Raw genomic sequence first — 14,797 nt, 5'->3', positions numbered from 1 at the left:
CGGAAATCGCATTGGTCCCACCTAGAGTTACGCACACCTGTGGATAACTCGGTGCACAACGTGTGCATGAACGAGATCCGATGGGTGGACGGTCAGGTAATCGCCTCGCGCACCTCGGCGAGCAGGTCGCGCATCGCCGCCTCGGCAGAATGTGGATCGGCGCGCGCAATGGCCGCCGCAACAGCTTCATGGCTGGCGAGGGCGTGTTCGCGGGGAGTCCGCGGCATGAGGCCCTGATTGGTCCGGCCCCGCAGGACCTCCGTGACGACGTCGTCGAGTGCGGAGAACATTTCGTTCCCGCTGGCGCTCAACAACAGCGCGTGGAACTCGATATCCACGGCCAGGAACTCTTCCAGGCGGCCCGCTTCACCGAGCGCGCGCAGTTGACCGGCCAGCCGGAGCGCGGCAGCGCGCTGCTCTTCGGTGGCATGGCGGGCGGCGCCGGCAGCGGCAAGTGGCTCCACGGCGCAGCGCAGTTCCGTGAGGCTCCTGAACTGCCGCGCGCGGGAGGTCCCTTCAAGCCGCCATCGGATAATCCGTGCGTCATACACGTTCCAGTGACCCGGTGACTGGACCACGATTCCCACTCGGCGTTTGCTGAATACAAGATTCATGGACTCCAGAATCCGCATGCAATCCCGGATGACTGTGCGCGAGACACCGAAACGGTTCTGGAGTTCCTCAATAGTGAGACGTTCCCCGGGGCCAAGTTCGCCACCGACAATACTGCGCCCGAGCTCTTCGATGATGCTGCTGTACATCACTGCAGCTGCCGGAGCAGGGTCTTGCAGGGGCTGCGCCACAGGAGACCTTTCCGACGGTGGGGGTGGTGAGATCAGGATAGGCCGGGATGGCTGCATTTCAAAGGTGGTATCTTTCATGGACCAAAGGTGCTACCTTTATCGTCGAGTACGAGCGATGCGTCACACCGGCGCGAGCGACAACGGAGTCGAGGAGACACGATGGAATCACCAATGCATCTCGTCATCATGGGTGTGTCGGGATCGGGCAAGACCACGATCGCCACGGCTCTTTCAGATCGGCTGGGGTGGACCTATGCGGAAGCTGACGAGTTCCATTCCCCCGCGAACATTGAGCGGATGACCCAGGGAATCCCCCTGACCGACGAGGACCGCAAGCCCTGGCTGGAGTCCATTGCAGGCTGGATCAGCGAAAAAAGCGCTCACGGAGAATCAACAATTGTGACCTGCTCAGCCCTGAAAAAGGCATACCGCGATGTGCTGGCCGCAGCCGACGGCGATTTGCGCTTTGTTCACCTGCTGGGCGACGTCGAACTCATCCGTTCCCGTATGAAAACACGGACCGGCCACTTCATGCCGGAGTCGCTGCTCCCCTCACAGGTCAGCACCCTCGAACCCCTTCAGGAAGACGAACGCGGGCTCACTGTCGAGAATGTCCGCCCGCCCGCCGCGGTCCTTGACCGCATCATGGCCGAACTCGGCCTGAACGCCTGAAATCCACACAACGCAACGGAGAAGTAAATCATGGTCATCGAAGGTTGGACCCAGGCGCTCGGCGCTGGGCCGCTACTCCTTATAGCGGCCGCCGCCATCGCGGTACTGCTCGTCCTCATCATCAAGCTGCGCGTTCACGCCTTCGTGGCGCTCATTCTTGTCAGCCTCCTTACCGCCTTTGCAACCGGCATCCCGGCCAACCAGGTGGTTCCCGCGCTGACAAGCGGCTTCGGATCAACACTTGCATCGGTCGCGCTGCTCGTGGGCCTGGGCGCGATGCTCGGAAGACTGGTTGAGACAAGCGGCGGCGCCAAAGTGCTCGCGGATTTCCTGATTGGAAAGTTCGGTGAAAAGAGGGCCCCGCTTGCGCTCGGTGTGGCCTCGCTGATCTTCGGATTCCCCATCTTCTTCGACGCCGGACTGGTTGTCATGCTGCCCGTTGTGTTCTCCGTGGCACGCCGTCTCGGCGGCGGCGTCCTCATTTACGGGCTGCCCGCAGCCGGCGCGTTCTCGGTCATGCACATCTTCGTTCCTCCCCATCCCGGGCCAGTGGCCGCATCCGAATTCTTCGGCGCCAACGTAGGTCTCGTTGTCCTCGTGGGGCTCATCACCGCCATCCCCACCTGGTACATCACCTGCTATCTCTATGGGTTGTGGATGGGCAAGCGCTTTGTCCTTCCGGTACCGGCGCTTCTCGGTCAGGCAGATGAAGAGCACGAGAGCAACCCGCCCTCCTTCGGCACCGTCGTCGCAATCCTGCTGCTTCCGCTGATCCTCATTTTTCTCAATACCGGTCTCAATGCGCTGAACGTGGGAGGGGCACTTCCGGAGGGAACGGCGGACCAGGTCTGGTTCCAGGTCCTGCGGACCATCGGTGAAACTCCGGTTGCCCTGCTCATTGCGCTGCTGGTTGCGGCCTACGTACTGGGTCGGCGCCGCGGAGTCGAAAAGACAGCGCTCGAAAAGGTCCTCGAATCCTCCCTCGGCCCGGTCTGCTCGGTCATCCTCATTACCGGTGCCGGCGGCATGTTCGGCGGTGTCCTGCGGACTTCAGGGATCGGCGCGGCCCTGGAAAGCGCGCTCGGCAACCTCGGCATTCCAGTCATCGTTGCGGGATTCCTCATTGCCGCGATCCTGCGCATTGCCCAGGGTTCGGCCACTGTTGCCCTCACCACGGCGGCGGGCCTGATCAGCCCGGCCATCGCATCGGCCGACTACAGCGGCCTTCAGCTCGCCGCGCTGGTCATAGCGGTCGCCGCAGGGTCAGTTGTGGTCAGCCACGTCAATGACTCGGGATTCTGGCTGGTGGGCAGGTTCTTCGACATGGATGTGAAGACCACGCTCAAGACCTGGACCGTCATGGAAACCGCTATTGGCGTCATGGGTTTCGGCATCGCTGCAGCCGTCTTTGGACTCGCATCGCTCGGCTGAACACAGCGGACTTCGGCAAAGACCGCAGGAGACGCCCCCGTCGGGGGGCGTCTCCTGTCATATCCGGTGGGACCAGGGTCCGGCTGAACCTTGTTTCCGGTTGGACCTTGTTCCGGTTAAACCTGGGCCCGGCTGGGCTAACGCCAGCGGGTAGTCATCAGGAACCCGACAATCGCGATTCCAAAGCCGATCAGGATATTCCACGAAGCGATGTCCGGGATGGGGAAGCGTCCCTCGGAGATGTAGTAAACAAGGATCCAGAGGAGTCCGAGAACCATCAGCCCGAACATCACGGGCTTGTACCAGACCGGGTTGGGCTTCGGTTCCGAAGCGGCGCGCGTCCTCGACTCCACCGGCTTCTTGCGGGACTTCGACTCGGGCACGGATCCTCCTAGACGGTGGCTGATCTTCCAGCCGCTGTGTTTACGGTCATACAGGCTCGGAAAGCGGCGACAACACCAGTTATCCTAATCAGGCACTATCATCATCGGCGCACGGTTCTAGCTGTCCATTCTAGCTAATGAACCGGGGACGTCACGCCCGGCAGCATATCCTTAGGCAGGGAGAAGGTTTGAGCAACGTTGGCGGCGGCATCGCGGTGGCCCGCCGTGACCGTTCCAGACGGCAGCCTGCCCCCCGCCGCCGTCGTGGTTTCCTGCAGATGGCGGCCCAGATTGTCGGTGAGATACTCATCACTGCGGGGGTGATTCTCCTGCTGTTTGTCGCCTGGCAGCTGTGGTGGACCAATGTGGAATCCAACGCGAAACAGGATCAGGCTGTGGAAGAGTTCTTCGCGGATCTGGGTGAAGTACCGGCACCCCAGGAGGCGGCAGAAAACCCCCCGCCGTCCGCACCGGACGAGGTTCCGGTACTGGGACCGCGGGCAACCGGCGAAACCTTTGCTGTCCTCTATATCCCCCGCTTCGGGGAAAACTACACCCGTCCGGTGACGGGCGGTGTCACCACAGCGGTCCTCGACAACCTGGGGCTCGGGCATTACCCGGAGACCGGCATGCCGGGCGCGGTGGGCAACTTTGCACTGGCCGGCCACCGGCAGACCAACGGGGCCGTCCTCGACAACATTCACACTCTGGTTCCGGGCGACCGCATCCATGTGCAGACCCAGGACGGCTTCTACACCTACGTCTACCGCAACACGCAGATCGTGCTGCCTGACCGGGTCGATGTCCTCGCGCCCGTCCCCACCCAACCCGGCGCAGAGCCCCAGGAACGGATCCTTACCCTGACAAGCTGCAACCCGCGGTTCGGTGCGCAGGAGAGAATCATCGCCTACGCCGTCATGGAGTCGTTCCGGCCGCTCGCGGCAGGGCCGCCGGAAGAAATTGCCGCACAGGTCGGCGGCATAGCGGAAGGAACTGCCTGATGTACGCCTTGATCTTCCGATCCCTCCCGGGGCCGCTCTGGCTACGGATCATCTGGGCGATCCTGCTCATCGCGGCCGCGCTTGCTGTCCTGGTGACCTGGGTATTCCCATGGCTCTCACAATTCAGTCCCCTGACAGATTCAACGATTGGCGCCTCAGCATGAGCAATCCCACCCGCATCCTTGTTGTGGATAACTACGACAGCTTCGTCTATACCCTCGTCGGCTACCTGCAGGAGCTCGGGGCGGAAACCACCGTTGTCCGGAACGACGACGTCACGCTTGAGGAGGCGGTGGCCCTCGCCGAGGCACGCGACGGAGTCCTCATCTCCCCCGGTCCAGGCGCGCCCGCGGAGGCCGGTGTCTGTATCGACCTGATCCGGTGGTGCGGCGAGCACGCGAAACCGATGCTCGGCGTATGTCTCGGACACCAGGCGCTGGCGGAAGCGTACGGCGGATCAGTGACCCACGCACCGGAACTCATGCACGGAAAGACCTCCCTGGTGGAACACGACTCCACGAACGTTTTCGAGGGCCTGAACTCGCCGCTCACCGCCACCCGGTACCATTCGCTCGCGGCTGTCGGCGATGTGCCTGACGAACTGCGGGTGACTGCGCGGACGGCCAGTGGAGTAATCATGGGACTCGAGCACCGTTCGGCGCCGTTGTGCGGGGTGCAGTTCCACCCGGAGTCCGTGCTGACGGAAGGCGGCTACCGGATGCTGGGCAACTGGCTGGAGCACCTGGGCCTTGCGGGTGCGGCTGAGCGTTCAGCGTCGCTGAGTCCGCTGATCCACCACGAATCAGCCTCCTAGGCCGTCCAGAACGTCTCCCACTACTCCGCTGTTGCCCTGCCCGCGGCCCCGCCCCTCATTGCCGGGCTCTTCTTCCGCGGCGGGGCTTGGCTCCGGTTCCGGACTGGGGGTCGGTTCCGGCTCTTCCGGTGGGGCGGCAACGTAAACCACTACCTCGCTGCCTGGCGCAATATTGGAATCAGGCGCTGGTTCCTGCCGTGTGACCAGACCGGGCTCGACGACGGCGTTCTCCTCCTCCACTATCCGCGGCGCCAGCGCCCTGGCAGGATCCTCAAGAATGGCCACGGCCTCCTCACGCGGCAGTCCGATGAGCCGGGGAACGGTCACTTGACCGGTGGAGAGCACCAGGTTCACTTCCGAGTCCGCAGGAACGGATGAGCCCAGCGCCGGTTCAGTGGCGATGACGCGGCCAACCGGGACCGTTGCACTGTTAGCTTCGCTCACGCTCCCACCGCGCAGGCCGACGGACTCCAGCGCATCCCGCGCCGAGGACTCCGTCATCTGGAAGATGTCCTCCGGGATAGTGCGGTTAGCCGGACCTTCCGAGATCCGCAGAGTCACCAGGGAATCCGGCTCCACCTCGCTGCCGGCTTCCGGATCAGTACCGATGGCGACGCCGGCCTCCACTTCATCGTGGAAGGTCCGCTCCACCTGTGGTCGGAGCCCGACGGCGGTGAGAGCGTTGCTTGCCTCGGTTTCAGTCATGGAGTCCACAGCGGGCACGGATGTGAGGACGGGTTCCTCCGGTTGGGCGTTGAGGATCCCGAAGAGCGCCACGCCGCCGGCGGACAACACCAGGGCGAGCAGTACGAGAAGCACGGAGATCCAGCCGCGCCGCCGGGAACGCCGCCGGTCTTCGGCATCGTTGCGGTTTCGGGCCGCATGCACGATGGGGAGCGAACCGGTTTCCCGATCCTCCGCCAATGCGCCGGCAGGAATACTTCCACCGGCAAGCACCTTCGCCATAGCGCGGGTCTGCGGTGCATCGTCGTCGTCCGGCTGCGGCGCCACGGCAATCGCCTCAGTGGGAGCGTGAGCGCCGGGCCGGATGCCTTTGCCTGCATCAATCAGGGCAGCCCGGAAGTCGGCTGCGCTCTGGAAGCGCCTTGCCCGGTCCTTTTCGAGCGCGATATGGAGAACCGACTCAATCTCAGCCGGGATGCTGTCATTCAGTTCCCGCGCCGGGACGGGCGCTTCCCGGACATGCTGGTACGCAACGGACACCGGGCTGTCCCCAATAAAGGGTGGTCTGCCGGTCAGCAGTTCATACAGCAGGCATCCCGCGGAGTACAGGTCGCTGCGCGCATCGACGGTTTCACCGCGTGCCTGTTCAGGAGACAGGTATTGGGCAGTTCCGATCACCGCCTGGGTCTGGGTCATGGTGGCTGCGGAGTCGGCGATCGCGCGTGCGATCCCAAAGTCCATCACCTTGACCTGCCCCTCGGGAGTGATCATGACGTTGGCGGGCTTGATGTCCCGGTGCACGATTCCGGCGCGGTGGCTGTATTCAAGGGCCGAGAGCACGCCCACGATGTATTCAACCGAGGTCTCATGCGTCAGCTCGCCGGCCTTCAGGAGGTCCCGAAGGGTGCGCCCGGCCACATATTCCATGACGATGAACGGAACGCGGACATCGTCATGGTGCTGTCCTTCGATCTCCTCCTCGCCGGTGTCGTAGACGGACACGATGGTTGGGTGGTTCAGCCCAGCCACAGCCTGGGCTTCCCGGCGAAAACGGGACTGGAACAGCGGATCCCGGGCAAGGTCCTGGCGCAGCACCTTGATCGCCACGGTGCGGCCAAGCCGGATGTCGCGGCCAAGGTGGACGTCGGCCATGCCGCCACGGCCGATCAGCTCACCGATCTCGTAGCGTCCGTTGAGGATTCTCTCGCTGCTCACCTGTTGCCCCCTCACATGCTTCTCAGGGCTGGTCCTGGCCAGGCGGAGTCTGGCCCGGTCCTACTGCCGGAGGTGCCTCGGTTTCATCGGGCTCGGGGCCCGAAGACACGACGTACTCCACGGTGCTCCCCGGCTCCACCTCGGTACCCTCCGCGGGATCAACGGAAAGAACGGTTCCCGCTTCCTCATCGGAAGGCTCGGTACCTGTGCGGGAGCCGGTCAGACCAAGTTCCTGAAGCGTCTGCTGCAGTTCCTCCTCGGTGCTGCCCTCCAGATCCGAGGGAAGGGTGACCAGCTCAGGGCCTTCCACGAACGTCACGTCGATGGTCGAGCCGGGCTGGACTGTACCGACGGGGTTGACGTCAAGGACGATTCCGGTTTCCGCCTCATTGGACCTTACGGGGACGCGGTTCACGGCGAGGCCCAGAGCCGAAAGTTCGGCTGTGACCTGGTCAACGGGACGGCCCGCGAACTGGGCGGCATCGATCTCGATGCCCTCCGGAGTAGTCGGGGCGGCAGTGGTGGGCTCTGGTGTGGTTTCCTCCGGCGTCGGACTCTCACTCTCCGATGGTGACGGCGATGCTGAGGTAGTGCTCGGCGCGGCGGAGGGTTCGTCGTCGTCGCCGGCAAGCAGCGGACCCAGCAGGAACGCGGCCAGGGCCAGCGCCGCCAGGATGAGCAGGACGATCAGCGCAATCAGCCACGGGCTGCGTCCACGGGACTCCTCTTCGCGGGGAGGGTCCTCGTCGATGTCCTCTTCCGACCATTCCCGGGAGGCTGCCACCGCTCCGGCGCCGACGCCGGCCCCAGCCACCGTGGGCAGGGCAGACGTGCTCGGTGCGGGAACCGCCCGGGTGGCACTGGTGGGTGCCGGAACCGGCGTGGTGAGCGGTCCCGTGGGGTCGGCAAAAAGCAGCATCCCGGGGACAGCGGCCTCGGCAGCCCGGATATCGTTCCGGCGGATGGCCGCGACAGCCTCTGCAAGGGCTTCAGCGTTCGGCGGGCGGTCCGCCGGATCCTTCGCGAGCATGCTGGCGATGAGTGCGCGGATGGGGTGCGGGATGGTTTCAGGCAGGTCGGGCGGCGCGTCGTTGACCTGCGCGAGCGCGATGGCAATCTGGGACTCCCCGGAGAACGGCCTGCGGCCGGCGAGCAGTTCATAACCGATCACACCGAGGGCGTAGATGTCACTGGAGCCCGTGGCCGTCTGTCCGGTGGCCTGCTCGGGTGCCAGGTACTGTGCGGTACCCATCACCTGACCGGTGGCGGTGAGTGGCACCTGGTCCGCGAGGCGGGCGATGCCGAAGTCTGTGATCTTGACCCGGCCGTCGGGCATGATCAGGAGGTTCCCCGGCTTGACGTCCCGGTGCACGAGTCCCTGACGGTGCGCCACGCTGAGGGCGGTGGCAGTCTGCCCGATGATGGAAAGCGCACGGTCCGGGGAAAGGATCTGCTCCCGCTCGATGATCGTGGACAGGGGCTGCCCGGGAACGAGTTCCATCACCAGATACGCCGAGCCGCCCTCCTCACCGTAGTCGAAGACGTTCGCGATGCCCTCGTGATTGAGCAGGGCGGTATGACGAGCCTCGGCGCGGAACCGATTGAGGAAGCCGGGGTCACCGGTGTATTCCTCTTTCAGTATTTTGATGGCCACGATGCGCCCGAGCACCTGGTCACGCGCCTTCCAAACCTCACCCATGCCTCCGATGGCGATGCGATCAGTGAGCTGGAACCTGCCGCCTAATGTGATACCTGAAGTAGGTCTCACCTATTCAACACCGCCTCTATGAGTCTCTTAGCGTTTGGACTGGTCAATTGGGCACCCGTTGCGATGTCGACGTCCTGCATGACGATGGAAACCACTACTTCGGGGTTATCCGCGGGAGCGAAGCCGGTGAACCAGGCGTTGTCGCCCTGCTCCGGAACTTCCGCCGTTCCGGTCTTGCCCGCCACCTGCACTCCGGGAACCGCCGCGTTGCGGGCGGTGCCGTTTTCCACCACGTTGACCATCCATTCGGTGATCTGGTTCGCGTTATCGGCGCTGAGGGATTCGCGGAAGACCTCGGGTTCGGGTTCAGTGATGATGGAGAGATCCGGCGCACGCACGGCCTTCACCAGGTTCGGCTTCATCAGCACTCCATCATTGGCGATCGCCGCGCTCACCATGGCCATCTGCAGCGGCGTGACCGCAACACTGAACTGGCCGATGGCTGACTGCGCGAGCTGCGCTTCGCTGAGTTGGGTGGGAAACTGGCTGGCCGCTACGTCCACGGGGATGTTGAAGTTCTCACCGAACCCGAATTCCTGGGCCTGCTCAAGGACTGCCTGTTCCCCGAGGTCCCAGGCGATCTGGCCGAACGGGGTGTTGCAGGACTGCTCCAGCGCGAATTCCAGGTCGGCTGTGTCCCGCGCCGCGCACCCGCCGGTCGCGAAATTGGGAAGACCGGCATCCGTACCAGGCAGGTCCAGCACTGGCGGATTGGGGATGGTCGATTCGGCGTCGAACTCACCGGATTCAAGGGCCGCCGCAGCAACCACCAGCTTGAAGACGGAACCTGGCGCGACCAGGGACTGGGTGGCCGGATTGAAGTAGATGGACAGGCCGGGCACCTGGGCGAGCTGTTCGATGTTCTGCACCACCACTGAGGTGTCATGCGCCGCCAGCAGGTTGGGGTCATAGGAGGGCTTCGATGCCATGGCAAGAACGTTTCCGGTGTCCGGCTCCATCACCACTATGGACCCTGTCTGACCCTCCGGGATCATGTCCCACGCCATCTGCTGAAGCTGGGGATCGATCGTCAGTTCGACCGATGCACCCTGTGCCTGGGCGCCTGAGAAAAGCCGCACCATCTGGTCAATGAAAAGATCATCACTACTGCCGGACAGCTCCTCGTTCATGACGTTTTCGAGCTGCGTCGAACCGTTGACCAGGGAGAAGAAGCCGGTGAGGTGGGCGTACATTTCCGGTTCGTTGTAGACGCGCTGGTAATTGAACTGATCATCCGACGGCACCGATTCGGCGACCGGACGCCCGTCCACAAGGATGGCGCCGCGGTTCTTGCCGTAGTCCTGCAGGATCTGCCGCGTATTCCAGTCATTGTTCTGCAGTGCGCTCGCCTCAAAGAACTGCACGTAGGTGAGCGATCCGAGGACCAGCGCAAACATGCTGATCGCCACGATCCAGGAGCGTCGAATGGCCTGGTTCATGCGCTGACCTCCCTGGTGGTGCCCGTTGCCGGGGAATTCCGGTTCTGCTTTCCGTCCGGGAACGCTTCCCGGACGGGACCCTTGACAGCCGGCCGCCGGGCATTCTCCGAGATCAGGAGCAGCAGGGCGACGATGATCCAGTTCGCCAGGAGGGACGAGCCACCGGCGGACATAAAAGGCGTAGTGAGACCAGTGAGCGGGATAAGCCGAGTGACACCGCCGATCACCACAAAGCACTGCAGGGCAATCGTGAATGACAGGCCGCAGGCGAGTAGCTTGCCGAACCCGTCGCGGGTTCCCAGAGCCGCGCGGAAACCGCGCGAGATCAGCAGAATGTAGAGAAGGACTATCGCGAACAGCCCGATGAGACCGAGCTCCTCACCGAGGGCGGTGATGATCATGTCGCTATTGGCATACGTCACGAGGTCCGGCCTCCCCTGACCGAGGCCTGTGCCCGCAAGGCCACCGTTGGCCAATCCGAAAAGGCCCTGGACAACCTGCCCGCTGCCGCCCGGGTTTCGGTTGAATACTTCGGGCTCGAAAGCGTTGATCCAGCTATCAATGCGCAAGGCAACGTGACTGAACAGTTGAAGTGCCGCGTAGCCGCCCACTGCGATCATCGCCAGTCCGATCAGCACCCAGCTCACCCTCGAGGTCGCCACGTAGATCATCGCCATGAACAGGCCGAAGAACAGGATCGAAGAGCCGAGGTCGCGCTGGAAGATCAGGACCCCGATGCTGACCAGCCAGGCAGCCACCATGGGCGCCAGATCCCGGAAGCGGGGCAGCTGTAGCGGTCCGAGCTTCTTGCCGGCGAGCAGGATGAGATCACGGTTGGTGGAAAGATACCCCGCGAAGAATATGGCGAGAGTGATCTTGGCTACCTCGCCCGGCTGGAACGTCCCGACGCCCACGTTGATCCAGATGCGTGCGCCGTTAATTTCGACGCCCAGGGGTGTGAGCGGAAGCATCAGCAGCACGGCGCTTACGATCAGCGATATGTAGGTGAATCGGCGCAGGATGCGATGGTCGCGAATGACCAGCAGGGTGCCGATGGACGCCGCCATGGCAACAGTGGTCCATAGGAACTGGCTCGGCGCAACCGGCTGTGAGCTCGCCGGCAGCGCGAGATCAAGGCGGTAGATCATGGCCAGTCCGATGCCATTGAGAGCGATCACGATCGGAAGTATGACTGGATCGGCATACTTTGCGCGGAAGCGCAGCAGCACGTGGAAAATCAGCGCAAGGGCAGCGAGTGTTCCGCCCTGCAGCCAAAAGGCGGAGTCAAAGGGATTCTCCTTGTCCAGACCCACGAGCCAGTTGGCACCGATGGCCACGGTCAGCGCGACGATCAGCAGGAGGGCCTCTACATTGCGCCGCGGTCTGGGGACGGTGAAGACATCGCTCACTGGATTATGCCTCCACATACGGCGGGTTCCCCCGGCTCGGCATTCTCGCTGGCGGAGGCACTTGCACTCGGCTCCGCCGTCGCGCTCGGGCTGGGCTCAGCCGATGCGCGTCCGGACGGTGAGGCTGACGGCTCGGGCGAAGCGGACTCGGTTGCGGAGCTGCTCGGCGACGGGCTGGCGGAGGGGCTGGGGTCGCTTTCCGGCGGGCAGGGTAGTGCCCGGAGCGACCGGCGGAGGTCCTGGACGATGTTCTGGGCATGTTCGAGGTCACGGGCGGCGAGCGTGTTTTCCAGGCGGTTCCGCTGGAACTGAGGGAGGCTGGAGACCGGGATATCGGTGGTCTGGTCCACATGGCTCAGGGGTATTGGCCCCAGGGTTTGCGCCACGCCGTTGTAGATGGCCACCCGGTTGTCGAAGGTGGCAACGTAGTACCGCGTCTGGGTCCAGACGTACCCGAGCGCCAGGACAGCCGCGAGAATGAGTGCCATGAGCGCCAGCGCGGCGGGGAACAGCCAGCGCCGGCGCGGTCGGGGGGAGTCGTCGTCTGCCTCGTCATCTGCTGTGTCAGCAGGGGGTGCCTTGTGGGTGAGCATCACCGCCGCCCGGCGTTCAGTGGACCGCTGGGTGACGATCGGTATCTGGCCTGTTTCGGTGGCCAGTGCAGCGGATCCAACCAGGGTGTGAGGTCGTGATGACAGGTCTTCGCGAATCACGTCGGCTCTGATCGCAGCTCCTGGTGCATCCCCGTCCGCATCTCCGGCGGGCGCGCCGTCTCCTTTTTCTCCGGCTGCCTGACGGGCAGGCGGGAGAGCTGTCAGAGCGGCGGTGCGGAGGTCCTCAGGTGTGGCGGTATCAACGTCCACCACCACGATTGTGACGTTGTCCGGTGAACCGCCGGCCAGGGTCAGATCGACGAGCGTATTGACGCAGGCAGAAAGATCAGCGGTTTCGCGGACAACCCGCTCGATTGCGGCGTCATCCAGCACAGCGTTCAAGCCATCCGAGCACAGCAGCCACCGCTCACCCGGTGCGGCGTCGAACGTTGAAAGATCAAGCTCAGGACTGGCATCAACGTCCCCAAGCACGCGCATCAGCACGTTCTTGTGCGGATGAATCTCCGCTTCCTCCGGCTTGAGCCGGCCCTCTTCGATCAGCCGTTGCACGAAAGTGTGGTCAACGCTGATCTGCTCGAAGACGCCGTCCTTCAGCCGGTACGCCCGGGAATCGCCGATATGCGCAAAGGAGATCTGCTCGCCGTTCAGGAGCATCGCAGTGACTGTCGTTCCCATGCCGGCAAGCTGTGGATTGCTGCTGACAAGCTCCGAGAGGAGCGAGTTGGCGGTCTGGATTTCGTCGGCCAGATGGGTGCCGGCGTCGCCGTCGTAATCCTTGCGGTCCAGGTGGACAAGATCGAGGACAGTTGATGCGGAGGCGATGTTGCCGCCGGCGTGCCCGCCCATGCCGTCAGCTACAACGGCGAGGTAACGGCCCGCATACGCGGAGTCATCATTCTTGGAGCGGACTTTCCCCACATCGGAGCGGGCCGCGAAACGGAAGACCAGAGCCATGCGCTACGGCCTCAATTCAATGACCGTCTTACCGATCCGAATTGGTACACCGGGCTCCACCGGTAGCGCACGAGTGAGCTGATTCCCGCCGAGGTAGGTTCCGTTGGTTGAACCCAGATCCTCGATGAACCACCTGCTGCCCTGCGGAAACAGACGGGCATGGCGGCCCGAGGCATAGTCGTCCTCAAGGACAAGTGTTGCTTCCTGGGCCCGCCCCAGAAGGATGGGGCTGGACGCCAGATCCAGCGAGGTGCCTTTCAGCGGCCCTTCGGTGACTACGAGGCGCCGCGCCTGCGCACGTGCAGGCGGTTCCTCAGCCAGCTCCGGGTGCCTGCGGGCCTGACGGGCAGACGGCGCACCGGTCCGGTTGCGCCGCCCGACAACGAGGTCACGCCGGAGCGCGCTGACAACGCTCAGCACGAGGATCCAGATCAGGAGCAGGAAGCCGTATCTCAGCAGCGTTACGGTCAGATCACTCATGCCTGGCGGCCACCGTTCTGCGCGGGAACAAGTCGGAAGGTCATGCGGGTGCGGCCCATGGTGATTGTCGATCCGTCTGTCAGTTCGGCTTCGCCCTGAACGCGCTGCCCATTGACATAGCTGCCGTTGGTGGACCCGAGGTCCACGGCACGCGACCTTCCATGGGCCGTATGGATTTCAAGGTGACGGCGGGATACGCCGGTGTCGTCGATGAGTATGTCCGCTTCAGAGGAGCGACCAAGCAGTACGGAGCCGGCATTAAGTGAATAACGCTGGCCATCGAGTTCCAGGATGGCCTGATAGCGGGTCGGTTGACGGTTGGGAACGCTCGGAGCCGGGCGACGCTGCTGCGCCGACTGCTTTTCCGTTGCCGAGTCGATCTCGAACGTCCCCGGCTTCAGGTCGGAGTCCCGGGTGAAGGACACGCGGACCGGGCCCTGGAGGGTGTAGTTCTGGCTGTTGACGTGCTTGATGACGACGTCGCACAGTTCCTCGGCGAGCGGCGCGCCCCATTCCTGAGCCAGTGCAAAGTCCGGGTCCGAGAGCCGCGCAGTGAAGACGTTCGGGGCCAGGGTGCGTCCCTGGGCAAGGGTCAGGGACTTGTTGTCCAGTTCGCGACGGAGTGCGCTGGCGATCTCGACGGGCTGCACCTGGGAGCGCGAACCGGTGGAGAAGGCGCCACGAACCATTTTCTCAAGTCCGCGCTCGACGTTATCCAGAATGCCCATGTTCCACCTCCTCACCTGCATCTTTGGTTGCCCTGTTGTGCCCACGCGAAAGCGCGCGGAGTCGGGACGGGCCGCTGCTGTCTTGTGTCGATACTACTGGGGCGTCTCTCAAATGGCCTTAACCGGGCATGTTGCCCCGTCGATTACCTTCAACGATTCCGCGGGCCTCAGAGTTGCCTGACGTGCCGGAGTTCACCCGTTTAGGTGTTTTCGCGGGGCCTCCGTTATGCTTATTTCTGCTGTTCTAGAGATTCTTTTGAACGTGTCTTTTGACTTTGCGCGAGTGGCGGAACGGCAGACGCGCTGGCTTCAGGTGCCAGTATCCGAAAGGGTGTGGGGGTTCAAATCCCCCCTCGCGCACTTTTGGAAAAGCCCCGGCCTCAGGTCGGGGCTTTTCTTTTG

The 14,797-nt window shown here is 63.6% G+C and carries 13 protein-coding genes and 1 tRNA gene; 5 read left to right on the top strand and 9 right to left on the bottom strand.

What is annotated here, in order from left to right:
• Positions 1-92: 92 nt before the first annotated feature.
• A complete protein-coding gene (locus BLS52_RS10030; protein WP_342707443.1) occupies positions 93-803 on the bottom strand; it encodes a FadR/GntR family transcriptional regulator in 711 nt (236 codons plus the stop codon).
• Positions 804-962: 159 nt separating this feature from the next.
• On the opposite strand from BLS52_RS10030, the gene BLS52_RS10025 reads away from it, so the two are divergent.
• Entirely contained in the window at positions 963-1,475 is a 513-nt protein-coding gene (locus BLS52_RS10025; protein ID WP_090586421.1) for a gluconokinase, read from the top strand.
• Positions 1,476-1,505: 30 nt separating this feature from the next.
• Complete coding sequence (locus tag BLS52_RS10020; RefSeq protein ID WP_026545278.1) at positions 1,506-2,906, top strand: GntP family permease; 1,401 nt, start codon at positions 1,506-1,508, stop codon at positions 2,904-2,906.
• A gap of 137 nt (positions 2,907-3,043) precedes the next feature.
• Here BLS52_RS10020 and BLS52_RS10015 read toward each other — a convergent pair whose 3' ends face one another.
• The gene (locus BLS52_RS10015; RefSeq protein ID WP_026545277.1) at positions 3,044-3,289 is read right to left on the bottom strand and encodes a cell division protein CrgA; all 246 of its coding nucleotides are present in this window, start codon (positions 3,287-3,289) and stop codon (positions 3,044-3,046) included.
• Between the two features lie 278 nt (positions 3,290-3,567).
• Between BLS52_RS10015 and BLS52_RS10010 the strand changes: the two genes are divergently transcribed.
• On the top strand, positions 3,568-4,290 hold the full coding sequence (locus BLS52_RS10010; RefSeq protein ID WP_245702792.1) for a class E sortase: 723 nt from the start codon (positions 3,568-3,570) through the stop codon (positions 4,288-4,290).
• A gap of 160 nt (positions 4,291-4,450) precedes the next feature.
• Positions 4,451-5,104 carry an anthranilate synthase component II gene (locus tag BLS52_RS10005; RefSeq protein ID WP_026545274.1) on the top strand — a complete coding sequence of 218 codons (654 nt, stop codon included), beginning with the start codon at positions 4,451-4,453 and terminating at the stop codon, positions 5,102-5,104.
• Here the strand turns inward: BLS52_RS10005 and pknB are convergent.
• The 7 genes from pknB to BLS52_RS09970 are packed head-to-tail and all read right to left on the bottom strand — an operon-like array spanning position 5,093 to position 14,395.
• Positions 5,093-7,003: a Stk1 family PASTA domain-containing Ser/Thr kinase gene (pknB, locus tag BLS52_RS10000; RefSeq protein WP_090586416.1), complete on the bottom strand. Its 1,911-nt coding sequence runs from the start codon at positions 7,001-7,003 to the stop codon at positions 5,093-5,095. The genes BLS52_RS10005 and pknB overlap by 12 nt on opposite strands.
• 22 nt (positions 7,004-7,025) lie before the next feature.
• A complete protein-coding gene (locus BLS52_RS09995; RefSeq protein WP_090586414.1) occupies positions 7,026-8,771 on the bottom strand; it encodes a protein kinase domain-containing protein in 1,746 nt (581 codons plus the stop codon).
• Positions 8,768-10,210: a peptidoglycan D,D-transpeptidase FtsI family protein gene (locus BLS52_RS09990; RefSeq protein ID WP_090586411.1), complete on the bottom strand. Its 1,443-nt coding sequence runs from the start codon at positions 10,208-10,210 to the stop codon at positions 8,768-8,770. The genes BLS52_RS09995 and BLS52_RS09990 overlap by 4 nt, the downstream gene beginning before the upstream one ends.
• The gene (locus BLS52_RS09985) at positions 10,207-11,619 is read right to left on the bottom strand and encodes an FtsW/RodA/SpoVE family cell cycle protein (RefSeq protein WP_175460142.1); all 1,413 of its coding nucleotides are present in this window, start codon (positions 11,617-11,619) and stop codon (positions 10,207-10,209) included. Before BLS52_RS09985 ends, BLS52_RS09990 begins: the two co-directional genes overlap by 4 nt.
• Positions 11,616-13,187 carry a PP2C family protein-serine/threonine phosphatase gene (locus BLS52_RS09980; RefSeq protein WP_090586502.1) on the bottom strand — a complete coding sequence of 524 codons (1,572 nt, stop codon included), beginning with the start codon at positions 13,185-13,187 and terminating at the stop codon, positions 11,616-11,618. Before BLS52_RS09980 ends, BLS52_RS09985 begins: the two co-directional genes overlap by 4 nt.
• A 3-nt stretch (positions 13,188-13,190) precedes the next feature.
• Positions 13,191-13,667: an FHA domain-containing protein FhaB/FipA gene (locus tag BLS52_RS09975; protein ID WP_026545271.1), complete on the bottom strand. Its 477-nt coding sequence runs from the start codon at positions 13,665-13,667 to the stop codon at positions 13,191-13,193.
• Entirely contained in the window at positions 13,664-14,395 is a 732-nt protein-coding gene (locus BLS52_RS09970) for an FHA domain-containing protein (protein ID WP_026545270.1), read from the bottom strand. Before BLS52_RS09970 ends, BLS52_RS09975 begins: the two co-directional genes overlap by 4 nt.
• 277 nt (positions 14,396-14,672) lie before the next feature.
• Here BLS52_RS09970 and BLS52_RS09965 point away from each other — a divergent pair.
• Positions 14,673-14,755: transfer RNA gene (locus BLS52_RS09965), tRNA-Leu, on the top strand.
• The last annotated feature ends 42 nt before the right edge of the window (positions 14,756-14,797 follow it).

Origin of the sequence: Arthrobacter subterraneus (assembly GCF_900099735.1) — a bacterium.
Classification (GTDB): Bacteria; Actinomycetota; Actinomycetes; order Actinomycetales; family Micrococcaceae; genus Arthrobacter_D; species Arthrobacter_D subterraneus.
The sequence above is the reverse complement of the archived record's forward strand: the minus strand, read 5'-3'. Positions and strand labels throughout refer to the sequence as shown.